The organism is Mycolicibacter kumamotonensis, from assembly GCF_002086285.1.
Lineage (GTDB): Bacteria > Actinomycetota > Actinomycetes > Mycobacteriales > Mycobacteriaceae > Mycobacterium > Mycobacterium kumamotonense.
Window position 1 is genome coordinate 19,009 of sequence record NZ_MVHU01000007.1, and the last position, 25,157, is coordinate 44,165.

Annotated in this window: 22 protein-coding genes and 1 pseudogene; 9 read left to right on the forward strand and 14 right to left on the reverse strand. The window is 69.1% G+C overall.

From position 1 onward, the window contains the following. Positions 1 to 93 precede the first annotated feature (93 nt). Positions 94 to 3,789 (forward strand): multifunctional oxoglutarate decarboxylase/oxoglutarate dehydrogenase thiamine pyrophosphate-binding subunit/dihydrolipoyllysine-residue succinyltransferase subunit, encoded by a 3,696-nt coding sequence (locus tag BST28_RS06675; protein WP_083080403.1) that lies wholly within the window; start codon positions 94 to 96, stop codon positions 3,787 to 3,789. A gap of 179 nt (positions 3,790 to 3,968) precedes the next feature. Then, positions 3,969 to 4,793 carry an SDR family NAD(P)-dependent oxidoreductase gene (locus tag BST28_RS06680; RefSeq protein WP_083080532.1) on the forward strand — a complete coding sequence of 275 codons (825 nt, stop codon included), beginning with the start codon at positions 3,969 to 3,971 and terminating at the stop codon, positions 4,791 to 4,793. Positions 4,794 to 4,811: 18 nt separating this feature from the next. Here BST28_RS06680 and BST28_RS06685 read toward each other — a convergent pair whose 3' ends face one another. The 3 genes from BST28_RS06685 to BST28_RS06695 form a co-directional block, all read right to left on the reverse strand. Then, positions 4,812 to 5,669 carry a glycine betaine ABC transporter substrate-binding protein gene (locus tag BST28_RS06685; protein WP_083080404.1) on the reverse strand — a complete coding sequence of 286 codons (858 nt, stop codon included), beginning with the start codon at positions 5,667 to 5,669 and terminating at the stop codon, positions 4,812 to 4,814. Between the two features lie 7 nt (positions 5,670 to 5,676). After that, positions 5,677 to 6,864: an NAD(P)-dependent malic enzyme gene (locus tag BST28_RS06690; RefSeq protein WP_019737240.1), complete on the reverse strand. Its 1,188-nt coding sequence runs from the start codon at positions 6,862 to 6,864 to the stop codon at positions 5,677 to 5,679. A 70-nt stretch (positions 6,865 to 6,934) separates the two neighbouring features. Then, entirely contained in the window at positions 6,935 to 7,924 is a 990-nt protein-coding gene (locus BST28_RS06695) for a malate dehydrogenase (protein ID WP_019737241.1), read from the reverse strand. Positions 7,925 to 8,094: 170 nt separating this feature from the next. On the opposite strand from BST28_RS06695, the gene corA reads away from it, so the two are divergent. Beyond that, positions 8,095 to 9,129, forward strand: coding sequence for a magnesium/cobalt transporter CorA (gene corA, locus BST28_RS06700; protein WP_019737242.1), 1,035 nt, complete (start codon positions 8,095 to 8,097; stop codon positions 9,127 to 9,129). 101 nt (positions 9,130 to 9,230) lie between these two features. Here the strand turns inward: corA and BST28_RS06705 are convergent, their stop codons facing one another. The 6 genes from BST28_RS06705 to BST28_RS06730 all read right to left on the reverse strand — a co-directional run bounded on the left by BST28_RS06705 (position 9,231) and on the right by BST28_RS06730 (position 14,705). Further along, a complete protein-coding gene (locus BST28_RS06705) occupies positions 9,231 to 9,839 on the reverse strand; it encodes a suppressor of fused domain protein (RefSeq protein WP_083080406.1) in 609 nt (202 codons plus the stop codon). Further along, positions 9,836 to 10,981, reverse strand: a complete 1,146-nt coding sequence (locus tag BST28_RS06710; protein WP_083080408.1) for an ABC transporter ATP-binding protein — start codon at positions 10,979 to 10,981, stop codon at positions 9,836 to 9,838. The genes BST28_RS06705 and BST28_RS06710 overlap by 4 nt, the downstream gene beginning before the upstream one ends. 4 nt (positions 10,982 to 10,985) lie before the next feature. Continuing rightward, positions 10,986 to 11,813 (reverse strand): carbohydrate ABC transporter permease, encoded by an 828-nt coding sequence (locus BST28_RS06715; RefSeq protein WP_083080409.1) that lies wholly within the window; start codon positions 11,811 to 11,813, stop codon positions 10,986 to 10,988. After that, positions 11,810 to 12,694: a carbohydrate ABC transporter permease gene (locus tag BST28_RS06720; RefSeq protein WP_083080411.1), complete on the reverse strand. Its 885-nt coding sequence runs from the start codon at positions 12,692 to 12,694 to the stop codon at positions 11,810 to 11,812. Before BST28_RS06720 ends, BST28_RS06715 begins: the two co-directional genes overlap by 4 nt. Beyond that, positions 12,691 to 14,109 carry an ABC transporter substrate-binding protein gene (locus BST28_RS06725; RefSeq protein WP_083080412.1) on the reverse strand — a complete coding sequence of 473 codons (1,419 nt, stop codon included), beginning with the start codon at positions 14,107 to 14,109 and terminating at the stop codon, positions 12,691 to 12,693. Before BST28_RS06725 ends, BST28_RS06720 begins: the two co-directional genes overlap by 4 nt. Before the next feature lie 68 nt (positions 14,110 to 14,177). Continuing rightward, positions 14,178 to 14,705, reverse strand: a complete 528-nt coding sequence (locus tag BST28_RS06730; protein WP_083080414.1) for a YflT domain-containing protein — start codon at positions 14,703 to 14,705, stop codon at positions 14,178 to 14,180. 96 nt (positions 14,706 to 14,801) lie between these two features. Between BST28_RS06730 and BST28_RS06735 the strand changes: the two genes are divergently transcribed. Further along, complete coding sequence (locus BST28_RS06735; protein ID WP_234808210.1) at positions 14,802 to 15,419, forward strand: DUF4190 domain-containing protein; 618 nt, start codon at positions 14,802 to 14,804, stop codon at positions 15,417 to 15,419. 15 nt (positions 15,420 to 15,434) lie between these two features. Here BST28_RS06735 and BST28_RS06740 read toward each other — a convergent pair whose 3' ends face one another. Continuing rightward, positions 15,435 to 16,400, reverse strand: a complete 966-nt coding sequence (locus BST28_RS06740) for an HpcH/HpaI aldolase/citrate lyase family protein (RefSeq protein WP_083080418.1) — start codon at positions 16,398 to 16,400, stop codon at positions 15,435 to 15,437. Between the two features lie 24 nt (positions 16,401 to 16,424). Here BST28_RS06740 and BST28_RS06745 point away from each other — a divergent pair, with 24 nt between their 5' ends. From BST28_RS06745 to BST28_RS06760, 4 genes are all read left to right on the forward strand, one after another. Further along, on the forward strand, positions 16,425 to 17,723 hold the full coding sequence (locus BST28_RS06745) for a magnesium transporter MgtE N-terminal domain-containing protein (RefSeq protein ID WP_019738120.1): 1,299 nt from the start codon (positions 16,425 to 16,427) through the stop codon (positions 17,721 to 17,723). Beyond that, positions 17,720 to 18,262, forward strand: a complete 543-nt coding sequence (locus BST28_RS06750) for a DUF1003 domain-containing protein (protein ID WP_065287852.1) — start codon at positions 17,720 to 17,722, stop codon at positions 18,260 to 18,262. Before BST28_RS06745 ends, BST28_RS06750 begins: the two co-directional genes overlap by 4 nt. 108 nt (positions 18,263 to 18,370) lie before the next feature. Continuing rightward, positions 18,371 to 19,675 carry a lytic transglycosylase domain-containing protein gene (locus BST28_RS06755; protein ID WP_083080419.1) on the forward strand — a complete coding sequence of 435 codons (1,305 nt, stop codon included), beginning with the start codon at positions 18,371 to 18,373 and terminating at the stop codon, positions 19,673 to 19,675. 49 nt (positions 19,676 to 19,724) lie between these two features. After that, on the forward strand, positions 19,725 to 20,879 hold the full coding sequence (locus BST28_RS06760; RefSeq protein ID WP_019734783.1) for an Mrp/NBP35 family ATP-binding protein: 1,155 nt from the start codon (positions 19,725 to 19,727) through the stop codon (positions 20,877 to 20,879). 125 nt (positions 20,880 to 21,004) lie between these two features. Here BST28_RS06760 and tatB read toward each other — a convergent pair. The 4 genes and pseudogenes from tatB to sigE form a co-directional block, all read right to left on the reverse strand. Beyond that, positions 21,005 to 21,290, reverse strand: a pseudogene (gene tatB, locus BST28_RS06765) (Sec-independent protein translocase protein TatB); the annotation flags it as partial. 11 nt (positions 21,291 to 21,301) lie between these two features. After that, positions 21,302 to 22,801 (reverse strand): serine protease HtrA, encoded by a 1,500-nt coding sequence (gene htrA / locus BST28_RS06770; RefSeq protein WP_083080423.1) that lies wholly within the window; start codon positions 22,799 to 22,801, stop codon positions 21,302 to 21,304. A gap of 84 nt (positions 22,802 to 22,885) precedes the next feature. Next, the gene (gene rseA, locus BST28_RS06775; protein WP_019739020.1) at positions 22,886 to 23,293 is read right to left on the reverse strand and encodes an anti-sigma E factor RseA; all 408 of its coding nucleotides are present in this window, start codon (positions 23,291 to 23,293) and stop codon (positions 22,886 to 22,888) included. Between the two features lie 132 nt (positions 23,294 to 23,425). Next, positions 23,426 to 24,217 (reverse strand): RNA polymerase sigma factor SigE, encoded by a 792-nt coding sequence (sigE, locus tag BST28_RS06780; RefSeq protein ID WP_083080424.1) that lies wholly within the window; start codon positions 24,215 to 24,217, stop codon positions 23,426 to 23,428. Positions 24,218 to 24,409: 192 nt separating this feature from the next. Between sigE and BST28_RS06785 the strand changes: the two genes are divergently transcribed. After that, the gene (locus tag BST28_RS06785; protein WP_083080426.1) at positions 24,410 to 25,078 is read left to right on the forward strand and encodes an O-methyltransferase; all 669 of its coding nucleotides are present in this window, start codon (positions 24,410 to 24,412) and stop codon (positions 25,076 to 25,078) included. The last annotated feature ends 79 nt before the right edge of the window (positions 25,079 to 25,157 follow it).

Below are 25,157 nucleotides of genomic sequence, written 5' to 3' on the forward strand. Positions count from 1 at the left end.
GCGGAATAACCGAGAGGGGCTAGCCTTTATGAGGCAGGCGGGCGCGGCGCATTTGCCTCGCCGGACGACCAGGAATCGAGGCGAGAAGCAGTCGTGAGCGGTGTGAGTTCACCCTTCGGTCAGAACGAGTGGCTAGTCGAGGAGATGTACCGCAAATTCCGCGACGATCCGTCGTCGGTGGATCCAAGCTGGCACGAGTTCCTGTCCGACTACCGGCCCGGGGGTGACGGCGCGCCTGCATCCAGGCCGGCCGCACCGACCTCGGTTGCCCCGGCTGCCCCGGCTGCACCGCCCGCCCCGCCGGCGGCACCGGCTGCTCCGGGCCCGGCGACGCCCGCAAAGGCGACGAAGGCCGCCAAGCCCGCCCAGTCCCAGGCCCCCGCTCCGGCCGCCGACGCCGAGGTGCAGGTGCTACGCGGGGCGGCCGCCGCAGTGGTCAAGAACATGTCCACCTCCCTGGCGGTGCCGACGGCCACCAGCGTGCGGGCCGTGCCGGCCAAGCTGATGATCGACAACCGCGTCGTCATCAACAACCAGCTCAAGCGGACCCGCGGCGGCAAGATCTCCTTCACCCACCTGCTGGGGTACGCGATCGTGCAGGCGGTCAAGCAGTTCCCCAACATGAACCGGCACTTCGCCGAGGTCGACGGCAAGCCCAGCGCTGTCACACCGGCCCACACCAACTTGGGGCTGGCCATCGACCTGCAGGGCGCCGGCGGCAAGCGCTCGCTGGTGGTGGCTGCCATCAAGGGCGCCGAGTCCCTGCGTTTCGCACAGTTCGTCGCCGCCTACGAAGACATCGTGCGCCGCGCCCGTGACGGCAAACTGACCGCCGAGGACTTCGCCGGCGTGACGATCTCGCTGACCAACCCGGGAACCATCGGCACGGTGCACTCCGTCCCCCGGCTGATGGCCGGCCAGGGCGCCATCATCGGCGTCGGCGCCATGGAGTACCCCGCCGAATTCCAGGGCGCCAGCGAACAGCGCATCGCCGAACTGGGCGTGGGCAAGCTGATCACCTTGACCTCGACCTATGACCACCGCATCATCCAGGGCGCGGAATCGGGCGACTTCCTGCGCACCGTGCACGAGATGCTGCTCTCCGACGCATTCTGGGACGAGATCTTCTTCGAGCTGTCCATCCCCTATGAGCCCATCCGTTGGCGCACCGACAACCCGGACTCGATCGTCGACAAGAACGCCCGCGTCGTCGAACTGATCGCCGCCTACCGCAACCGCGGCCACCTGATGGCCGACGTCGACCCGCTGCGGCTGGACAACACCCGCTTCCGCAGCCACCCCGACCTAGACGTGCTGACCCACGGCCTGACGCTGTGGGACCTCGACCGGGAATTCAAGGTCGAGGGCCTGCCCGGCGGTGATTTCCGCAAGCTGCGCGAGATCCTCTCGGTGCTGCGCGACGCCTACTGCCGCCACGTCGGCGTGGAGTACACCCACATTCTCGAGCCCGAACAGCAGCAGTGGCTGCAGGAGCGCATCGAGGTCAAGCACATCAAACCGACTGTGGCGCAGCAGAAGTACATTCTGAGCAAGCTCAACGCCGCCGAGGCGTTCGAGAGCTTCCTGCAGACCAAGTACGTCGGGCAGAAGCGTTTCTCGCTGGAGGGCGCCGAGACCGTCATCCCGATGATGGACGCGGCGATCGACCAGTGCGCCGAACACGGGCTCGACGAGGTCGTCATCGGCATGCCGCACCGCGGTCGGCTCAACGTGCTGGCCAACATCGTCGGCAAGCCCTACTCGCAGATCTTCGCCGAGTTCGAGGGCAACCTGAACCCGGCCGAGGCACACGGTTCCGGCGACGTCAAATATCACCTCGGCGCGACCGGGGTGTACCTGCAGATGTTCGGCGACAACGACATTCAGGTGTCGCTGACCGCCAACCCGTCGCACCTGGAGGCCGTCGACCCGGTGCTGGAGGGACTGGTCCGGGCCCGCCAAGACCTGCTGGACAAGGGCGCCACTGACAGCAACGGGCAGCCGGCGTTCTCCGTCGTACCGATGATGCTGCACGGCGACGCCGCGTTCGCGGGCCAGGGTGTGGTGGCCGAGACGCTGAACATGGCGCTGCTGCCCGGCTACCGGGTCGGCGGCACCATCCACATCATCGTCAACAACCAGATCGGGTTCACCACCGCACCGGATCACTCGCGGTCCAGCGAGTACTGCACCGACGTCGCCAAGATGATCGGCGCGCCGATCTTCCACGTCAACGGCGACGACCCGGAGGCCTGCGACTGGGTGGCCCGGCTGGCGGTGGACTTCCGGCAGAAGTTCCACAAGGACGTCGTCATCGACATGCTGTGCTACCGCCGGCGCGGGCACAACGAGGGCGACGACCCGTCGATGACCAACCCGTACATGTACGACGTGATCGGCACCAAGCGCGGCGTCCGCAAGAGCTACACCGAGGACCTGATCGGCCGCGGCGACATCTCGATGAAAGAGGCCGAGGACGCGCTGCGCGACTACCACGGCCAGTTGGAGCGGGTGTTCAACGAGATCCGCGAACTGGAGAAGCACGCCGCGCTGCCCAGCGAGTCGGTGGAGTCCGAGCAGCAGGTGCCCCGCGGCCTGAACACCGCGGTGGACAAGGCGATGCTGGCCCGCATCGGTGACGCCTTCATGGCCATCCCCGACGGCTTCACCGTGCACCCCCGGGTGCTGCCGGTGCTGGAGCGACGCCGCGAGATGGCCTACGAGGGCAAGGTCGACTGGGCGTTCGCCGAACTGCTGGCGCTGGGTTCGCTGGTGGCCGAAGGCAAGCTGGTCCGGCTGTCCGGGCAGGACACCCGCCGAGGCACCTTCTCCCAGCGGCACTCGGTGATCATCGACCACACCAACGGCGCGGAGTTCAGCCCGCTGCAGCTGCTGGCCACCACCCCCGACGGCACCCCGAGCGGTGGCAAGTTCCTGGTCTACGACTCGCCGTTGTCGGAGTTCGCCGCGGTCGGCTTCGAGTACGGCTACACCGTCGGCAACCCGGACGCCCTGGTGCTGTGGGAGGCGCAGTTCGGCGACTTCGTCAACGGGGCCCAGTCGATCATCGACGAGTTCATCAGCTCCGGTGAGGCCAAGTGGGGTCAGCTGTCCAACGTGGTGCTGCTGTTGCCGCACGGCCATGAGGGCCAGGGCCCCGACCACACCTCCGGGCGCATCGAGCGTTTCCTGCAGTTGTGGGCGGAGGGTTCGATGACCATTGCGATGCCCTCGACCCCGTCGAACTACTTCCACCTGCTGCGCCGCCATGCCCTCGACGGAATCCAGCGACCGCTGATCGTGTTCACCCCGAAGTCAATGCTGCGCAACAAGGCGGTGGTCAGCGACATCAAGGACTTCACCGACGTCAAGTTCCGCTCGGTGCTCGAAGAGCCCAACTACGAGGACGGCGACGGCGATCGCAGCAGCGTCACCCGGATCCTGTTGACCAGCGGAAAGCTCTATTACGAGCTGGCCGCCCGCAAGGCCAAGGACGGCCGCGACGACGTGGCGATCGTGCGGATCGAGCAGCTGGCCCCGCTGCCCAAGCGCAGGCTGGCCGCGACCCTGGACCGCTACCCGAACGCGCGGGAGTTCTTCTGGGTGCAGGAGGAGCCGGCCAACCAGGGCGCGTGGCCCCGGTTCGGCTTGGAGCTGCCGGAGTTGTTGCCCGAGAAGCTGGCCGGGATCAAGCGGATCTCCCGGCGGGCGATGTCGGCGCCGTCGTCGGGTTCGTCGAAGGTCCACGCCGTCGAGCAGCAGGAGATCATCGACCTCGCATTCGGGTGAGCGAGCCTTCCCCCTTCCCGCGAGCCTCCCCCTTCCCGCGAGCGTGCGTGTTTGCGCGCCGACACGCCGGTCTCGGCGTACAACTGCGCACGCTCGCCGGGGTAAGGAACCCAGCCACTGAAGTCGGTACCAGCGGTACCGGATAAGCTCATGTGATCCACCGACTGCTGGGAGAGCACATGCAGGGATTTGCCGGGAAAGTCGCCGTCGTCACCGGCGCCGGTTCGGGTATCGGCCAGGCGCTGGCCGTCGAGCTGGCCCGCGCGGGCGCGCAGCTGGCCATCAGCGACGTCGACACCGAGGGGCTCGCCCAGACCGAGCAGCGGCTGACGGCGCTGGGTGTGCGGGTCAAGGCCGACCGGCTCGACGTCACCGAGCGCGAAGCGTTCCTCGCCTACGCCGATGAGGTCAAGGAGCACTTCGGCAAGGTCAACCAGATCTACAACAACGCCGGCATCGCCTTCAGCGGCAACATCGAGGTCAGCCAGTTCAAGGACATCGAGCGCGTGATGGACGTCGACTTCTGGGGCGTGGTCAACGGCACAAAGGCCTTCCTGCCGCACCTGATCGACTCCGGCGACGGCCACGTCATCAACATCTCGAGCTTGTTCGGCCTGCTGTCCACACCCGGCCAGGGCGCTTACAACGCGGCGAAATTCGCCGTCCGCGGCTTCACCGAGGCCTTGCGTCAGGAGATGGTCATCTCCGGGCACCCGGTCAAGGTCACCACGGTGCACCCGGGCGGCATCAAAACCGCGATCGCCCGCAACGCCACCGTCGCCGAGGGGCTGGACGCCGCCGCGATGGCCGAATTCTTCGACCGGCGGTTGGCCGCCACCACCGCCGAAGAGGCCGCCCGGGTGATCCTCGAAGGGGTCAGCAAGAACCGGGCTCGCGTGCTCATCGGCAGGGACGCCAAGGTCCTCGACCTGCTGGTGCGCGTCCTGGGGTCGGGATACCAACGGCTGTTCACGTTCGTCATCCCCAAGTTCATGCCGCGGTAGCGTCCCGCCGGCGCCGTGTTAGCGCCCGAGCGGGTGCTGCTCGAGGAAGGCGTCCACCACCGCCTGCGGGTCGGCGCCGCCGGCCACTTGGCGGTGCATGTCGACCAGGGCAGCGGTGTCGAGCACACCGGCCACCTGGTTGATCGCCAACAGTTGCGTTTCGGTCAGCGCATTGCGCCGATACAGCGGCACCACGTTCTCGGCGCGCACCAGGGCCGGTCGGACGTCGGCGAGCAGCACGGCGTCGTCGGGCACGCCGGGATCGGCGGTGCTGGTCCACGCCGCAGTGATCCTGCGGCCGTGCAGTGCGGCGAACAGTGTTGCATCATCAGGGAATTCGCGTAATTTCGGCAAGGCACACCGCCCCACCGCGGCCGGTGGCCGCGCACCCGCGACGGCGCCGACGGCCAATCCGGCGCAGTTCCGGACCAGCGCACGCAGATCGGTGCCGCCCCACGAGGCCGCGGTGGCTTTCGTCACCGCCAAGGCTGGCTTGTCGGCGGCGGTCATGGCGTAGTCACCGAGCGCGATGCCCTCCGGCAGCGCGCCGGCCAACGCCCAGTAGACCTGCCGGTCCGAGCGCGCCACCGAGTCGGGAGCGAACACCGCCAAAAATCGGCCGGTGAAGCCCGGGACAACGGTGAGCTCCCCGGAATCGAGTCCGGCGACCGGGTCCGTGACGGGTGCGACGCGCACCGCGGCACCGGCCCCGCGCAGGGCGCTCGAGTACAGGTGGGCGAGAACCTGCGATTGCGGGTCCGGCGAGGCCCCCACACTCAGCAACGGCGGGGGCGCATGGCCACCGCAGCCGGCAATCAGCAGCGCGGCCCACACGAGCGCCAGCCGGCGCAGGGGACGTCGTCGCGGCCGGGGCACCGCGCGCTCAGGACGCCGAGTCGGCGGCCGCTGCAACCGCCGCGGCAACGGCCGGTTCGACGCGCGGGTCCAGCGGGCTCGGCACCACCCGGTCCGGCGCCAGGTCGTCGGCGACGACGGAGTAAATCGCCTCGGCGGCAGCCAATTTCATCGCCTCGGTGATCCGCTGTGCGCCGGCGTCCAGCGCGCCGCGGAACACTCCGGGGAAGGCCAGCACGTTGTTGATCTGGTTGGGGAAATCGCTGCGGCCGGTCGCCACCACCGCCGCGTACTTGGCGGCCAGGTCGGGGTGGATCTCCGGGTCGGGATTGGACAGCGCGAACACCACCCCGCCGGGGTTCATCGACGCGATCAGCTCCTCGGGCACCACGCCTCCGGAGGCGCCCAGGAACACGTCGGCGCCGGCGAGCGCCTCGGCCAGTCCGCCGGTGCGGCCACCGGGGTTGGTGCGCTGCGCCAGTTCGGCTTTGACGATGTTCATGTCGGTGCGGTCCGGGTGCAGCACGCCTTGCGAATCCAGCACGATCATTTCCGAAATACCCACCGACAGCAGGATGTTGGCACAGGCCACCCCGGCCGCACCGGCACCGGAGACCACCACCCGTAGCGACGAGATGTCCCGGCCGAGCACCTTGGCCGCACCCATCAGCGCCGCCAGCGCCACGATCGCGGTGCCGTGCTGATCGTCGTGCATCACCGGGCAGTCCAGGGCTTCGATCACGCGGCGCTCGATCTCGAAGCAGCGTGGCGCGGAGATGTCCTCCAGGTTGACCGCCCCGAACGACGGACGCAGGCGCACCAGCGTCTCGACGATCTCGTCGGGATCCTTGGTGTCCAGCACGATGGGGATGGAGTCCAGGCCGGCGAACGTCTTGAACAGCGCGGCCTTGCCCTCCATCACCGGCAGCGATGCCGACGGCCCGAGGTCACCCAGCCCGAGCACCGAGGTGCCGTCGCTGACCACGGCCACCAGCCGATGCGCCCAGGTGTAGCGGGCCGCCAGCGTGTGATCTGCCGCGATGGCACGGCTGACCTGCGCCACGCCGGGCGTATAGGCGATCGACAGCGCGCGCTGACTGTCCAGCGGGGCCTTCAGTTCGACGGAGATCTTTCCACCCATGTGGGCTTCGAAGATCTCTTCGTCGCCAAGGACGATCGGCGTGTTGTTCGCAGTGTTCGCAAGGTTCTCGGGCATCGGTAGTCCAGAGTACTGCGCTGGTACGCCGCGACCGGCAACGACCAGCGCCGGTGGGCGCCAGCAGCGCTCAGATCAGGCCCAGCCCGGTGACCGCGTCGCGCTCCTCGGCCAGCTCAGCGGTCGAGGCGTCGATCCGGCCGCGGGAGAAGTCGTCGATCTCCAGACCCTGCACGATGCTCCAGTCGCCGTTCTTGGTGGTGACCGGGAACGAGGAGATCAGGCCCTCGGGCACACCGTAGGAGCCGTCGGAGACCACTGCCATCGACACCCAGTCCCCCTCGGCGCTGCCGAGCAGCCAGTCCCGGGCGGCGTCGACGGTGGCCGAAGCCGCCGAAGCGGCCGACGAAGCGCCGCGCGCGTCGATGATCGCCGCACCGCGCTTGGCGACGGTGGGGATGAAGTAGTCCTCGATCCAGGCCTGGTCGCCGACGACCTCGGCGGCGTTGCGCCCGCCCACCTCGGCGTGGAAGATGTCGGGGTACTGGCTGGCCGAGTGGTTGCCCCAGATCGTCATCTTCTTGATGTCGGTGACCTTCGCGCCGGTCTTGGCGGCCAGCTGCGAGATCGCCCGGTTGTGGTCCAGGCGGGTCAGCGCCGAGAAGCGCTCCTTGGGGATGTCGGGGGCGTTGGTCATCGCGATCAGCGCGTTGGTGTTGGCCGGGTTGCCGGTCACACCCACCCGGATGTCGGAGGCCGCGACCTCGTTGAGCGCCTTGCCCTGCGCGGTGAAGATCGCGCCGTTGGCCTCCAGCAGGTCACTGCGCTCCATGCCCGGGCCGCGCGGGCGGGCGCCGACCAGCAGCGCCAGGTTGGCGCCGTCGAAGATCTTGTTCGCGTCCGAGCCGATCTGGACCCCGGACAGCAACGGGAAGGCACAGTCGTCGAGCTCCATCACGACACCCTCAAGCGCCTTGAGCGCGGGCTCGATCTCCAGCAGGCGCAGTTCGATCGGCCGGTCGGGGCCCAGCAGCGAACCGCTGGCAAGGCGGAACAGCAGGCTGTAACCGATCTGGCCGGCGGCGCCGGTGACGGCCACCTTGAGTGGGGTTGTGCTCACGTCAAGTGCTCCTCGAACGGGTTCGGCTTGTCTGGATTTGGTCCGCGTCGAAACTAGCGCACCGTCGGCGGCACGAAAACTCCGGACCCCGGCCGAACCGCGCTGACCGGTCATTTTGGGTCCGGGCGCGTAGCATTTCACCGGCAGTGTGCGCCGAAGGGAGGGCCGCCATGACGGCGTTGCGCGACCCGGTTCCCAGGGTTTTGGTCGACTGCGGCGTCTACGCCGAGGGCGAGCGGGTCCCCGGCGAGTTCACTCCGGCCGGGGCAATGGCCAAGGTGCGCGAGATCGAGGCGACTGGCCGCGACGCCTTCGTCTGGGTGGGTCTGCACGAGCCCGACGAGCGCCAGATGCAGGCGGTAGCCGCGACCTTCGACCTGCACGAACTGTCGGTCGAGGACGCCGTGCATGCCCACCAGCGGCCCAAGCTGGAGCGGTACGACGAGACCCTGTTCCTGGTGCTCAAAACCGTCAACTACGTCCCGCACGAATCGGTGGTGCTGCCGCGCCAGATCGTCGAGACCGGCGAGATCATGATCTTCGTCGGCAAGAACTTCGTCGTCACCGTGCGCCACGGCGAACACAGCGGGCTCTCCGATGTCCGCAAACGCATGGACGCCGACCCCGAGCATCTGCGGTTGGGCCCGTACGCGGTGATGCACGCGATCGCCGACTACGTGGTCGACCGTTACGTCGAGGTGACCAACCTTATGGAAAGCGACATCGACACCATCGAGGAGGTGGCGTTCGCGCCCGGCACCCGCACCGACGTCGAGCCGATCTACCAGATCAAGCGCGAAGTCGTCGAGCTGCGGCGCGCGGTCGCCCCGCTGTCGGTTCCGTTTCAGCGGATGCAGACCGACTACAAGGACCTGATCTCCAAAGAGGTGCGGCGCTACCTGCGTGACGTCGGCGACCACCAGACCCGCGCCGCCGAGCAGATCGCCAGCTACGACGAGATGCTGAGCTCGCTGGTGCAGGCGGCGCTCGCGCGGGTGGGCATGCAGCAGAACACCGATATGCGCAAGATGTCAGCCTGGGCCGGGATCATCGCAGTCCCCACCATGATCGCCGGAATTTACGGCATGAACTTCGACCACATGCCCGCACTGCACTGGGTGTTCAGTTATCCGCTTGTCCTGGTAGCGATGGCCACCATCTGCACGGTGCTCTACCGCGCGTTCCGTCGCAACGGCTGGCTCTGAGCGCACTGTCGGCGGGCGTGAGCGTGCACAGTTGCACGGGCGAAACCGCGTGTCGGTGTGCTAACACGCACGCTCGCGCCAGGGGGGAAATCCCCGGGTAATCAGTGCGGTTCGGCGGCCCGGCGATCGGGGTCCAAGACGTCCACCCCGTCGGCCCGCCAGGCTTCCCGCATCGCATCAGCCCCCTTGAGCCGCACCCAGGCCGCCTCGGTGGCGGTGATCGGGGTGGCCGAGAAGAACCGCACCGGCTCGCGCGGGGGCTCCAGGGGCAGCTCGGCGATGTCACTCTCGCCCAACAGCACGGCGGTGAACGGCACCGCCCCCGACTGCCGGCTCCACAGCGGCCCGCCGAGGTCCATCAGCGCGTCGGGTGTCAACACCACGCCCTCCACCACCGGCGCTGCGGCCACCGCGGCAAGGCTTCGGGCCAGCCCGGCGTCCGAACCCGAAACCCGCAGCCGCAGAACCACTTCCCCACGGGGTCCGTGCACCGGGTCGGCCAGGATCTGGCCCGGATCCCCCATCGGATGCCGCGAGCAGCCCACCGAGACGTAGTGCACCATCCGGTCGGGGCCGGGACCGAACCGCAACACCTCGATGGGCTCGACACCCAGGAACGTCACCCGCGCGGTATCGGGCTGCGACGTGATGCCCGCGGCGGCGAAGTGCGCCCGCAGGTGTTCGCGCACCCGCTCCAGATCGTCGCTCACCGGCCGACCGGGGCGACGCTGAGGTTGACCCCGGACGCGGCGTCGAACACCACCACCTGGGTGGGGTCCAGGGCCAGCTCGATGGGCTGGCCGCCAGCCGCCCTCGACGCCGCCGGAACCCGTGCCACCAGCTCGCTTTCAGCGGAAGTGTCGGCCGGCTCGTTCGGGGTGAAATACAGGTACTTGTCGGCGCCCAGCGATTCGACGAGGTCGACGCGGGCCCCGAACGTCACCGCCCGACCGCGCTGCGCGTCATCGAGCAGCGCGGCGTCACCGAGGTGCTCGGGGCGCACCCCGATGACCACCTCACCGCCGGCCGGTGCGGGATGCTTGCCGATTGATTCGCGAATCGTCGCGCTCAGCGGGACTTCGCCGAACGGCAGTCGGGCACCGGTCGGGGTCAAGGAGCCGGGGAAGAAGTTCATCGCCGGCGAGCCCACGAATCCGGCGACGAACAGATTCGCCGGCCGCTGGTAGAGCTCGTCGGGGGTGCCGATCTGTTGCGCGATCCCGCCGTGCATCACCATCACCCGGTCGCCGAGCGTCATCGCCTCGGTCTGGTCGTGGGTGACGTAGACGGTGGTGGTGCCCAGCCGGCGCTGCAGCCGGGCGATCTCGCTGCGCATCTGCACCCGCAGTTTGGCGTCCAGGTTCGACAGCGGCTCGTCCATCAGGAATGCCTTGGGGTGCCGCACGATCGCTCGCCCCATGGCGACCCGCTGACGCTGCCCACCGGAGAGCTGCGACGGCTTGCGGTCCAGAAGCTCGGTCAGGTCAAGGATTTTGGCGACTTCGGCTACTTTCTCGGCGATCTGCGCCTTCTTCATCTTGGCCAGGGTCAACGGGAATGCGATGTTGCCCCGCACCGTCATGTGCGGGTAGAGCGCGTAGGACTGGAACACCATCGCGATGTCGCGGTCCTTGGGCGCGCGTTCGTTGACCCGCTCGCCACCGATGCGCAGCTCCCCCGAGGTGATCTCCTCCAAACCGGCGATCATGTTCAGCGTGGTGGATTTTCCGCAGCCGGACGGGCCCACCAGGATGATGAACTCACCGTCGGCGATGCTCAGCGACAGGTCTTTGACCGCCACGGCGCCGTCGGGGTAGCTCTTGGTGATGTGGAGGAGTTCGATCTCTGCCATCGGCTTATCCCTTCACCGCGCCGGAGGTCAGTCCCGCCACGATCCGTCGTTGGAAAATTAGAACAAAGATGATGATCGGCACCGTGATCACCATCGCGCCGGCCGCGATCGAGCCGGTCGGCTCCTCGAACTGCGAACTGCCGGTGAAGTTCGCGATCGCCACCGGTGCGGTCACCGAAGCCTTGGTCGCCGTCAGCGACAACGCCAGCAGCAGGTCGTTCCAGGCGAAGATGAACACCAGGATCGCGGCGGTGACGATTCCCGGAGCCGCCAGCGGCGCGATCACCTTGCGGAACGCCTGGCCGGGAGTGGCGCCATCCATCTTGGCGGCCTTCTCCAGGTCCCACGGAATCTCGGCGAAGAACGCCGAGAGCGTGTAGATCGCCAGCGGCAGCGCAAACGTGATGTAGGGGATGATCAGACCCGGCCAGGTGTCGAACAGGCCGGTCGCCCGCTCGATGTTGAAAATCGGTGTCACCAGCGAGATCTGGGGGAACATCGCGATCAGCAGTGCGGCTCCGACCAGCAGCCGCTTGCCGGGGAAGTCCAGCCGCGCCACCGCGTAGGCGGCCATCGCGCCGATCACCACCGCGATCACCGTGGTGATCAGCCCGATGCCGACGGAGTTGACCAGCGCCGAGCTGAACACGTCCCCGGCGAAGATGCCGCGGTAGTTGTCCAGGGTCACCGATGAGGGAATCAGCTTGCCGTCCTTGACCGTCGAGGTCGGCTTCAGTGACAGCGACAGGATCCACAGCACCGGCACCAGCGCGTAGACCACCACCGCCAGGTCGATGATCAGCCAGGCGGTGCGGCGGCGGACATCGGTCATTTCTGATCCGATCCCGGCGCCGCGGCCCCGAACACCTTGACGAACACGAAGGCGATCAGCGCGACGCAGACGAAGATCAGCACCGAGATCGCCGATCCCAACCCCACGTTGAAGCCCTTGAACAGGTTGTCATAGCCCAGGATCGACACCGATCCGGTGTTGTTGGAGCCGTTGGTCAGCACGTAGATGTTGTCGAAGATCCGGAACGCGTCGAGCGTACGGAACAGCAGGGCCACCAAGATGGCCGGTTTCATCATCGGCAGGATCACCTTGACCAGCCGCCGCCAGGCCCCGGCGCCGTCGACCTGCGCCGCCTTGAGCAGGTCCTCGGGGACCAGGGCCAGCCCGGCCAGCAGCAGCAGCGCCATGAACGGCGTCGTCTTCCACACCTCGGCGAGCACCACGATTCCCAGCGACGGCAGTTGGTGAGTCAGCGGCGCAGTGCCGGCCGGCAGCAGGTTCGCCAGGTAACCGGTGCCCGGCGTCCAGGCGTAGTACCAGCTGTAGGCGGCCGCCACCGTGACGATGCCGTAGGGCACCAGCACCGCGGTGCGCACCATTCCCTTGGCGAACAGGCTGCGGTGCATCACCAGGGCCAGCGCCAGACCCAGCACGAACTCGATGGCCACCGAGATCACCGTGATGCCCAGCGTGACGGCGAACGCGGTCCACCAGTACGAGTCGGTCAGGGTGGTCTGGTAGTTGGCCAGGCCGACGAACGCGGTGTCGTCCGGAGTGGTCAGGTTGTAGCGCAGCAGGCTCAGCCAGATCGCGTAGCCGATCGGATAGGCCGTCACCGCCAGCATCAGGATCACCGCCGGGGCGACCAGCGTCACGGCCAGGCGCCGCTGCGATCTGACGTCGTCCAGGCCCGAGGTCACGGGATCAGCCCCTTGCCGTCAATGGCCTTGCGTACCTGCACGGTCAGTTCGTCGGCGGTGCGCTCGGGGTCGATGGCGGTGATCGGCGCCAGCGTCGCCGATATCCGGGTCGACACCGCCTGATAGACCGGGGTCGCCGGGCGCACCGCGGCGTTGGTGAGCTGGTCGCGAATCAGGTTGTGGTGCGGGTATTTCTGCTGGAACTGCGGATCGGAATACACCGAGGCGCGCACGGCGGGCAGGCCTCCTTCGATCGCGACGTGCTTCTGGTTGGTCACGTTGCGCAAACACCGCACCGCTTCGAACGCCTCCGCGCGATGCCGGGTGGTCCTGGCCACCGCCAGGTTCAGCCCGCCGAGGGTCACCTTGGCCGGGTGGCCCGCCGTCACCGCCGGATACGGAGCGAACCCGAGCACCGTGCGGCTGGCCTCGTAGGCGGCCCGGTACTGCTCGTCGCTGGGCGCGAACGAACCGACACCGTCGATGCTGCCGGCCAGATCCGGGCGCCGGTCCAGTGGCAGGAACCCGACGCCGCCCTTGACCGCGTTCTCCAGCATGGACGGCAACACGAACGGCCAATTGACCTCCAGGGCCGCCTTGCCCTGCTCGAAGGCCAGCCGTGCGGTGCCCTCGTCGCTCTGGGTGATCGACGGATCCGCACCGGGGGCGGACGCCACCGCGTGCATGATCCGCAGTGCGGCAACGGTGGCGGCCCGGTGCTCGGCGGTGTCGGTCAGGGTGACCGTCTTGCCGTCGTCGTCGAGCACGCGGCCCCCGGCGCTGGCCAGCAGCGTGTTGAACCACACCACCAGACCCTCGTACTGCTTGGCCTGCACCGCGATCCAGCTCGGCTCCCCGACGGCGTGCAGCCGGGCCGCCTCGGCGACCATCGCATCCCACGTCGACGGCGCCGTACTCATCAAATCGGGCCGATACCACAGCAATTGGGTGTTGGTGATGACCGGGGCGGCATAGAGGCGCCCTCGCCAGCGGGCTGTTGCCAGCGGGCCCGGCAGGGTGTCGTCGACGGCGTCGGCCTCGGCCCTGCCGGCCGGGTCCTCAGACAGGGGCAGCGCCCAGCCGGCCTCGGCGAACTCGGCGGTCCACACCACGTCCAGGCCCATCACGTCCAGGCTGCGGTCGTTGCCGGTGAGCCGACGGGCCAGTTGCAGGCGCTGGTCGTCGGCGGCGCGCGGCAGGCTGAACTGCTCGACTCGGTAACGGCCACCGGCCTGTTCGGTGCAGCGCCGGGCGAGGGCACGGAATGTGGAGGTGTCGTTGGCCGGGGTGTACACGCTGATCACCAGGCCGTGGCCGGCTTGCCCGGCCGAACAGGCCGCACCACCCGAAACGACGGTCAGCGCCGCCAGCGCAGCCGCGCCCAGCCGCCGTACGCGACCGCGCCGACTCGCCACGCCACCTGCCTCCCGTCGCCGTTTGCCCAAACGGTAAAGCCGTCCGGCCGCGCTGCGCAACAACGCGGTCAGAGCGTCAGCTTCGCCAACAGGTCTCGGCCCTGCTCGGCGCTCTGCGGGTCACACAGTACGTCGTAGCGGCCCGCCACCAATTGCATGGTCGAGCTGAAATCCCTTGTGCCACGGGCCATCGCGTAGGGGACCGACGACGTGATCAATCCGAAGAACACGCCGGCGATCAGGCCGGTCACCAGCGCCTGGGTCGGGTTGGCGCTGAAGATGCCCAGCACCAGCCCGATGAACAGGCCCAGCCACGCCCCGGTCAGCACCCCGCCGCCGAGCACCTTGGGCCAGGTGAGCCGGCCGGTGACCCGTTCGACCTGCATCAGGTCGACACCGACGATCGTCACCTGGTGCACCGGAAACTGTTGATCGGACAGGTAGTCCACCGCGCGCTGAGCCTCGGCGTAGGTGGGATAAGACCCGATCGGCCAGCCCTTGGGCGGCGTGGGCAGCCGGCCCACGTCACGGCGTCCCCGGGGTGCCGCCGCGCCGAGCGGATCAGGGGTCTGTCCGGGCTGAAACGGGCTAGTCATGGGGTTTCACTCTCCTCGCTCCGGGAAGTCTCCGGGATGGCGGTCGGGCACTGCGTGCACATCGTGGGCCAAGGCGCATCCGCTAGGTTGAACAGCATGACAGCTCCCGGCGAGGATTCTGGCGAGAATCCACGAGCCAATGCCGATCAACCCTGGGCGGACGCGGGTGCGTCCGGGCCGGAACAGGGTGGCTGGCCCTATCCGTCGGGCTTCGACTCCTATCCTCCCTCGGCTCCCGGTTACCCGCCGGGCGGATTTCCACCGCCGCCCCCGGGCGGATTTCCACCGCCCCCACCGGGGAGCGGTTATCCGCCCCGATTCGACGCACCGCCCGGCGGCTACCCGCCGCCTCCCCCGGGCTACGGCGCACCGAACGAGTACCCGGGCTTCGGCACACCACCCGGTTACCCACCCGGCTACGGCCCACCACCGGCCTACCCGCCGGGGGGCTACGGCACGCCGTATCCGGGCGGCTACTTCAATCCGGGCCAGCCGCAGAAGACCAACGTCTTGGCGATCAGCTCCCTGATCGTCGCACTGCTCGGCCTGGTGTTCTGGCCGCTGGCGCTGGTCGGCACCGTGCTGGGGGTCGTCGCGCTGAGCCAGATCAAGCGGACCGGCGAGGCCGGGCATGGCATCGCGGTGGCCGGCACCGCCGTCGGCGTGGCCGCGGTGGTTCTGTCCTTCATCCTCGCGATGGTCGCGCTGAACTGATCAGCCCGGATACGCCTAGGCCGGCGGCTCGAACGGCGGCGCCTCGCGGCGCATTCCGGCCGCCCGGCCCTTGCCTGCCACCACCAATGCCATCTTGCGGCTGGCCTCGTCGAGCATCTCGTCGCCGAGCATCACCGCGCCGCGGGCGCCGCCGGCATGTGAGGTGTGCCAGGCGTAGGCCTCCAGGATCAGCTCGGCATGGTCGTACTCGGCCTGCCTGGGGCTGAAGATCTCGTTGCCCGCCGCGATCTGGTCCGGGTGCAACACCCATTTGCCGTCGAAACCGAGGGCGGCGGAGCGCCCTGCCACCCGTCGGAACGCCTCGACGTCGCGGACCTTGAGGTAGGGCCCGTCCACGGCGGCGATCCCGTGGGCGCGGGCGGCGACCAGGATGGTCATCAGCACGTGGTGATAGGCGTCGCCCTCGGTGTAGCCCTCCGGCTGCTCACCGACCTCCAGGGTGCGGGTGTTGAGGCTGGCCATCAGGTCGGCCGGCCCGAGCACCAGCGCCTGCACCCGCGGCGCCGCGGCGATCGCGTTGATGTTCATCAGCCCGCGGGCGTCCTCGATCTGGGCGTCGATGCCGATCTGCCCGACCGGCAGCCCGTGAACGGTCTCCAGCTGGGTCAACAACAGGTCGAGGGCCTGCACGTGGGATGCGTCGGACACCTTGGGCAGCACGATCACGTCGAGTCGGGTGCCGGCGGCGCCGACAGCCGCGACCACCTCGATCAGATCCGCGTGGGTCCACGGCGTGGTCCAGTCGTTGACCCGCACGCCCAGCAGCGGCGCCGCCCAGTCCTGCGCCGTGAGTGCCTCGGCCACCTGCGCCCGGGCCTGCTCCTTGGCGGCGGGGGCGACGGCGTCCTCCAGATCGAGGAAGACCTCATCGGCGGGCAGACCCTTGGCCTTCTCGATCATCTTCTGGCTGCTGCCCGGTACCGACAGGCAGGTACGGCGGGGGCGATATGCGTTGGTCACCTAAACACTCCTACCCTTTCAACCATGGCGTCGAGCAACAGGGTTTACGCAGCGCGCCTCGCGCGGATGCTGGTGCTGGGCCCGTTCGGTGAATCCGTCGGGCGGGTTCGCGACGTCGTACTCAGTCTCAGCATTGTGCGTCAGCAGCCGCGTGTCCTGGGACTCGTCGTCGAATTGCCCACCCGCAGACGCATCTTCGTGCCGATTCTGCGGGTCGCGGCGATCGAGCCCAACGCCGTCACCCTCAACACCGGAACGGTGTCGTTGCGCAAGTTCAACCAGCGGCCCGGTGAGGTCCTGGCGCTGGGGCAGGTCCTCGACACCAAGGTGCGGGTCACCGATCCCGAGCTGCCGGAGCTGGCCGGCGTCGACGTGACGATCACCGACCTGGCGCTCGAGCAGAGCCGCACTCGCGACTGGCTGGTCACGCGGATCGCGGTCCGGCACTCCCGGCGGCTGGGCCGGCGCGCCGCCGTCCACATCGTGGACTGGCACAACGTGCAGGGCCTGACCCCGTCCGCGCTGGCCATGCCCGGGCAGGGCGTCGCACAGCTGCTGCAGCAATTCGAGGGCTGGCGGCCGATCGAGGTGGCCGACGCCATCCGCGAACTGCCACCCAAGCGCCGCTACGAGGTGATCAACGCGCTGGACAATGCGCGGCTGGCCGACATCCTGCAGGAGCTGCCCGAGGAGCGCCAGGCCGTCGTGCTGGGCCAGCTGGGCACCGAACGCGCCGCCGACGTGCTGGAGGAGATGGATCCCGACGACGCCGCGGACCTGCTCGGCGTGATGAACCCCACCGAGGCCGAGGCACTGCTGGCGCGGATGGACCCCGACGACTCCGACCCGGTGCGCCGCCTGCTGGAGCACTCCCCCGACACCGCGGGCGGGCTCATGACCTCCAATCCGGTGGTGCTGACCGCCGACACCTCGGTCGCCGAGGCGCTGGCCCGGGTCCGCGACCCCGACCTGACTCCCGCGCTGGCCTCGCTGGTCTTTGTGACCCGAGCCCCCACCGCCACTCCGACCGGCCACTACCTGGGCTGCATCCCGCTGCAGCGGCTGCTGCGGGTGCCCCCCGCCGACCTCATCGGCGGGATCGTCGACTCCGACCTGCCCGTACTGAATCCGGAGGTGTCGCTGGCCGAGCTGACCCGCTACTTCGCCGCCTACAATCTGCTCTGCGGGCCGGTGCTCGACGAGCAGAATCACCTCCTGGGCGCGGTGACGGTCGACGACGTGCTGGACCACCTGCTGCCGCGTGATTGGCGCGAAACCCCCGAGCCGGATCTGGGGCCGAAACTCGCCGGGAGGCCGTCGTGACCGACCGCTCGTCATCGCAGCGGCTCTCCACGCCGCGCACCTCGCGCCTGCCCAGCCTCCGCATGGACCCCGACGCCCTGGGCCGGTTCACCGAGTCGGTGGCACGGTTCTTCGGCACCGGGCGCTACCTGGCGATCCAGACCGTGCTGGTGGCGGGATGGATCCTGCTGAACATCTACGCGGTCAGCCTGCGCTGGGACCCCTACCCGTTCATCCTGCTCAACCTGGCCTTCTCCACCCAGGCCGCCTACGCCGCGCCGCTGATCCTGCTGGCCCAGAACCGGCAGGAGAACCGCGACCGGGTCAGCCTGGACGAAGATCGCCGCCGGGCCGCGCAGACCAAGGCCGACACCGAGTACCTGGCCCGGGAACTGGCGTCGTTGCGGTTGGCGGTCGGCGAGGTGGCCACCCGCGACTACCTGCACCACGAACTCGAGCGGGTCCGGGAATTGCTCGAGGACATGCGCGCCGAACCCGATCCTCCCGCCTCCGAGCCCGCGCCCAGCCGGCCGGCTTTACCCCGCGACGGGCGCTCATAATCGGCACCAGCGGCACCGGTGTTGGGTATGGTGACCTAGTTCACGGAGTCGACCCGGCTCCACCGAGGCTCTACCACTGCCGTAGCAAGGCGGACAAGGGGCGGTCGAGTGCCTACAGGGGGCGGCGCAGCCGAGCACCTGTCACGCGCGGCCAGATGCCGGCGGGCGGTCCGCGCTGCGCTGCGGCCCGCGTTCGGCCTGACCTTCATCACCCCGCTGGTGTTCGCCGGTGCCGTCGGCGCAACGCCACGTTCCCCGTCGACATCGCTGCCCCTGCGCAACGCCGCCGTGACCCCGCTGGCGGCCGCGGTCAGCACCGGCTCCTCCGGGCACTCCTCGGGGCCGGCTGTCGTCGCGGTGCCGCGCCAGCAGCCGAACCTGCACGTGGCGGCGGGCGCCCCGTCGGCGCAGCCGGCGGCCGTCGTCTACGCGCCGGGCACGTTGGGCATTCCCAAGACGGCGCTGGCGGCCTACCGCAACGCCGAACATCAGATGGCGGTCGCCGCCCCCGAATGCGGGATCAGCTGGAATCTGCTGGCCGGTATCGGCCGCATCGAATCGAGGCATGCCAACGACGGCGCCACCGACGCGCGCGGCACGGCGCTACAGCCGATCTACGGGCCGACGCTGGACGGTTCGCTACCGGGAAACGAAGTCATCGTGGCCAGCAGCGCCCCCGGACGCGTCGTCTACGCCCGCGCCATGGGGCCGATGCAGTTTCTGCCCGGAACCTGGTCGCGTTACGCCGCCGACGGGGACGGCGACGGCAGGGCCGACCCGCAGAACATCTACGACGCGACGCTGGCGGCAGCACGGTATTTGTGCAGCGGCGGTCTCAACCTGCGCGAGCAGTCGCAGGTGCTGACCGCGATCCTGCGCTACAACAACTCGATGGCCTATGCGGAGAACGTGATGGGCTGGGCGGCGGCCTACGCCACCGGGGTGGCTCCGGTGGATCTGCCACCGATCATCGGACCGGCACCGCCGATCGCGGACCTGCACCTCGAGCACCTGGAACACCCGGAGGGTCTCGGCCCGGAATCGATCAGCCTGCACGGGATGGCCCAGCTCGACCACACCGCGGGTTCCTCCCTGATCGACCTGGGCCAGTCGAGCACGCTGCCGTGGGCCCCGCAGTGGATGACCTCCGGCGAGCCGCAGCTGCCCCGTCCCTCGGCGGCCTGCCGGATGATCTGCCTCGAGCCGCAGGCCGGGACCACCCCGGCGGCGCCGGCCACCGCGCCGGACGCGCACCCGGCGCCGATGCCGCCCTACGCCGTCGCGCCGGCAGGGGCCCCGGACGAGGCGCCGCAAGCGCCCGCCCCCGCACCGGCTCAAGCGCCCGCCCCGGCGCCGGCACAGGCCCCCGCGGCGGGGCCGCCGGAGGCACCGCAGGCGGCCCCACCGGCGTGACCAAGAGCGCAGTCCGGGGCTGACGCGCACTGGCTTAGACTCGTCTTCGATGTCCAAGACACAAGACGACACCGCAGCCCTGCACGACGCGATCTACGCCGCGCTGGGCACCGTGTTGGACCCCGATATTCAGCGTCCGATCACCGACCTGGGCATGGTCAAGAGCATCGAGATCGCCGACGACCGCAGCGTGCACGTCACGATCTACCTGACCATCGCCGGCTGTCCGATGAAAACCGAGATCACCAACATGGTGACCCGCGCGGTCAGCGACGTCCCCGGCACCGGTCCGGTCAAGGTGAGCCTGGACGTATTCAGCGACGAACAGCGCGCAGAACTGCGCAAACAGCTGCGCGGTGACGCCAAGGAACCGGTCATTCCGTTCGCCCAACCGGGCTCACTGACCAAGGTGTACGCGATCGCCTCGGGCAAGGGCGGCGTCGGAAAGTCCAGTGTCACAGTCAATCTCGCCGTGGCACTGGCCGAGCGCGGGCTGTCGGTCGGGGTGCTCGACGCCGACATCTACGGCCACTCGGTGCCGCGGATGATGGGCGTCACCGCGCTGCCCACCCAGGTCGACTCGATGATCATGCCGCCGATCGGCTACGGCGTGAAGGTGATCTCGATCGCGATGTTCACCAAGGGCAACACCCCGGTGGTCTGGCGGGGCCCGATGCTGCACCGCGCGTTGCAGCAGTTCCTCGCCGACGTCTACTGGGGCGACCTGGATGTGCTGTTGCTCGACCTGCCGCCGGGAACGGGTGACATCGCTATCTCGGTGGCCCAGCTGGTTCCCCCGGCCGAGATCCTGGTGGTAACCACCCCGCAGCAGGCAGCCGCGGAGGTGGCCGAGCGGGCCGGGGCGATCGCCCTGCAGACCCGCCAGCAGGTCGTCGGCGTGGTGGAGAACATGGCCGGGCTGGCCATGCCCGACGGGTCCACCATGCACCTGTTCGGCGAGGGCGGCGGTGAACGGGTCGCCGAACGGCTGACCCGGGCCATGGGCCGCGACGTGCCGCTGCTGGGCCAGGTGCCGATCGACAGTGAGATGGTGACCGGCGGCGACTCCGGGTCTCCGGTGGTGCTCACCCCGGACTCGGTGGCCGGCAAGGAACTGCGCCGCATCGCCGATCAGCTGGCGACCCGGGGACGCGGCCTGGTCGGCATGTCGCTGGGGCTCAACACCGGCAACACCCAGCGCTGAACCGCCTCCGGGTCAGGTCGCGTCGGCGTCGAACGGTGCGGGCGCCCCGGGCAGGCGCCTGGGGGCCGTGGGAGCCATGTCTGGCGCAGCTAGCGCGGTGCGCGGATCCTCGGCCAGGGAACTGACCGCGGTGAACAGCGAATCGTCCCCGTCGAGCAGATGCTTGGTCAACGCGGCCCGCGGTGTCATGCCGCGCAGCTTCTGCAATTCGCTCAGCGGCACGCGCAGGTCATCGAATTCCGGGCCCATCTCGTCGCGCAACTGATCGGTGGCATTGGTGACGTACTCGCGGGCCTGCCGCAACGCGGTCGCGGTCCAGCGGATCGCCCCCGGCAACCGCTCCGGGCCCAGGATCACCAACCCGACCACCACCAGGACCAGCATCTCGCCCCAGCCCACATTGGCGAACATCAGCCGAACATCTAGCCGTCGCCGGTGGGGGTCACGTTCAAGGTGACGTTGCGCCCGTCGCGGACCACCTCGACGGGCGCTTCCTTGCCGATGGTCAGCTGGCGCACCGCCACGACGAACTCGTCGGCGTTGGCGACGGTGCGGTCACCGATCTTGACCACCACGTCGTTCTCCAGGATGCCGCCCTTCTCCGCGGGGCTGCCCACCTTGACGTTGGCGATCTGCGCGCCCGAGGCGATGGCGTTGCTGACCGACCGGGCGCTGACCCCCAGGGTCGGGTGCACGATCTTGCCGTCTTTGATCAGCGCTTGCGCGACGGTCTTCATCTCGTTGACCGGGATCGCGAAACCCAGGCCACTGGCGCTGTCGGACAACGACTTTCCGGCGGTGTTGATCCCGACGACCTGGGAGTCCATGTCGATCAGCGGGCCACCGGAGTTACCGTGGTTGATCGAGGCGTCGGTCTGCACCGCGTCGATGACGGTGTCGGTGTCGGAGTCCTCGCCCGACAGCGGCACCGGCCGGTGTACGGCGCTGATGATGCCGTGTGTCACGGTGCTGCGCAGCCCCAGCGGGGCGCCCGCGGCGATCACCTCGTCGCCGACGCGGACCTTGTCGGAGTCACCGAGGCGGGCCACCGTCAGGTTGTCGACGTTGTCGACCTTGAGCACCGCCAGGTCGGTCTTCGGGTCGCGACCCACCAGGTTGGCCAGCACCTCTTTGCCGTCGTTGAACACCACGGTGGTCTTGAACTTGCTGGGGTTGTTGGCCGCCTCGGAGATGACGTGGTTGTTGGTGACGATGTAGCCCTTGCCGTCGATGACCACACCCGAGCCCTGCATGCCCTGGTCGTCGCTGACGGACTCGATGGTCACCACGGAATTGGCGACCGCTTCGGCGACCTTGGCGAACCGGCCGGCCGGCTCCTCGGCGTTGCCCTTGGTCGACAGCGTCACCTTCGAGGTGGTGAACGCCTCGACGACCTGAGCGGTGGTTCGCCCGACCCAGCCGCCGGCCATCCCGATGGCCAGCGCGATCGCGGCCAGTACGGCCAGCGCGCGGTAGGAGACCCGGTCGCCGAACAGCACGTCACGCACGCCGAGCCGACCGCCCACGTCACCGGGCGCCAGCGGCGGCGGCGGGACGACGGCGGGCGCGCCCAGTGCGGCGCCCGCGGCCGGATCACGCCACGGGTCGTCGGTCTCGGTGAACTCGTCCGGCTTGCCGTTGCGCTCCAGCGCACCGGCGTCGGCGGGATGGCGCTGCAACGACGGGCCGGTCCCGAAGGGGCGGCCGAACGCCTCCTTGAGCACCGGGTCCGGCGGCAGGTCACGCGGGGTGAACTCGCCCTGCTCGCGGTACTTCTTGGGCCGCACCTCGGCCGGGATGAACGATCCGGGCACCCCGTCGGGCCGGCCGAAGGCCCTCCTGGAGGCGTTGTCCACCGGGGGCCGGTAGACCGGCCGCGGCGCCAGGCGGTTACCGCCGGCGTTCTCGTTGTTGGAGCTCACCTATTCCTCTTCCGGTCCCGCGTCGGCTTCCAGGCGTCACAAGCCAAGCGCTACTCCCGGCGCTGGCGCCGCATCGCATCCACCTTACCGACGTTTGCGGCGATCCTGCGGCTTGCCGTCGGCGAACGGGGCGGGCCGCGGCGTGGCGGCCTCATCGGGGGGACAGTCGGCGGGACAATCCGGGATCTGGGCCAGCAGGCCGAGCAGTGCGGAGGGGATCCGGATCGGGTGCGAATCGCGCAGCGCCGACCGCGCACGGCCCTGATACTCCACCTCGGCGGCGCAGTCGGGACACAGCGACAGGTGGTGGGCGGCACGCAGGTGGGCGTTCATCCGCAACTCGCCGTCGACGTAGGCGGCGATCGCTTCACTGCAGAGATGCTCGGTGGACCCGAACTGGCGGGGCGCGCCGACCGGTGCGTCACTCTGCGAGGCGAACTGGGCGGGAAGCCAGGAGAATGCGCGACGGAAGACACCTCCCCGTTCCGTCACCACCGGACTCCTTCCGTCACACGGTCACAGGCCTGGTGTTCACACCGGAACATGCCTTATAAGAATCGTCCTTATAAGAATGTAGCGCGACATGACGCCTCGACGCGGCAACCGGGGTGCTGGTGGGCCGACTCAGCCGGCCGCGGCACCGCCGAAGGCGGCACCGTCGGGCTGGCCGGACCGCTCGGCAAGGTAGGCGCGCAGCGCCTGCCGGCCCCGGTGGATACGGCTGCGCACGGTGCCCAGCTTCACCCCGAGGGTGGCGCCGACCTCCTCATAGGACAGACCCTCGATGTCGCACAGCACCACGGCCGCCCGGAACTCCGGCGCCAACGAGTCCAACGCCGCCTGCAGGTCGGGGTCCAGCCGGGCGTCGTGGTAGATCTGCTCGGGATCGGGCTCGTCGGCCGGCACCCGGTCATAGTCTTCGGGCAGCGCCTCCATCCGGACGCGTCCCCGTCGGCGCACCATGTCCAGGAACAGGTTGGTGGTGATCCGGTGCAGCCAACCCTCGAAGGTCCCGGGCTGGTAGTTGTGCAGCGAGCGGAAGACCCGGATGAAGGTCTCCTGGGTCAGATCCTCGGCGTCCTGCTGGTTTCCGGACAGCCGGTAGGCCAGCCGGTACACCCGGTCGGCGTGCTGGCGCACCAGCTCGTCCCACGACGGCATGGCCGCCACGTCCCCAGTGGCGTCGAACACCGCGGTCCCCTGCGGCTCGTCGGAAGGCTCGACCCAGTCGATGTCGGAGTAGCGCTCCGAGTGGGTGGTCGGATGCGACATGGCGACCGGGGGCAGCAATGTGGTTATGGCGACGTCCTCCGTTTCCGGGCAGCCATCAGGCGACGGCAGCGTGATATCGCTGTCAACGTGCTCCAGGCCCCTGGTATTCCGAGCGTCTCGAGGCCGGTTCCTACCTCGTTCCATGCCGATACCGTTGCGTATCGCGGTGTGTCAGCTCTGTGTCGGCCCTGAACGCCGACTGTGAACTTGTGTTCGAATAGGCCGCACGGTGCGCCGTTGCACTCGGATAACAGTTCGGACACGGGCCGCGTCCCGGGCGTGTCGCGCGGGCGAGCCGATACACCACCGCCGGTGGGTTTGTCCTACGCTGCGCACATGGCCAGCACCGACGACACTTCCGGGCCGCAGCCGCCGCACAGCCGGGCCGACGCGCTCCTGGCGCACGCCGAGGGCTCGATGTCCGAAGACGCGGTTCTGGTCGCCGCCCGCGACCGGGCCGGAGAGATCGGCGTCGCATCGGTCAGCGCGGCGGTGGGCGCGTTGTTGAGCCTGCTGACCAAGCTCAGCGGAGGCAAGGCGGTGGTGGAGGTCGGCACCGGGGCCGGCGTCAGCGGACTGTGGCTGCTGTCCGGCATGGGCGAAGACGGAGTCCTGACCACCATCGACATCGAGCCCGAACATCAGCGCACCGCCAAGCAGGCCTTCGGCGATGCCGGCATCGGTCCGTCGCGAACCCGGTTCATCAGCGGCCGCGCCCAGGAGGTGCTCACCCGTCTCGCCGACGAGTCCTACGACCTGGTCTTCGTCGACGCCGACCCGATCGACCAGCCCGGATACGTGTTGGAGGCCGTGCGTCTGCTGCGGCCGGGCGGTGTGGTGGTGCTACACCGGGCCGCGCTGGGTGGCCGGGCCGGAGACCCGACGGCCAACGACGCCGAGGTGGTCGCGGTGCGCGAAGCTGCCCGGCTGATCGCCGAGGACGAGCGGCTGACCCCTGCGCTGATCCCGCTGGGCGACGGGCTACTGGCCGCCGTCCGCGACTGACCCTCTCCCGCTCCGTGAACGTGCGCAGTCGTACGCGACACGCCGCGATTTGACGGGCAAACACGCACGCTCGCCCCGA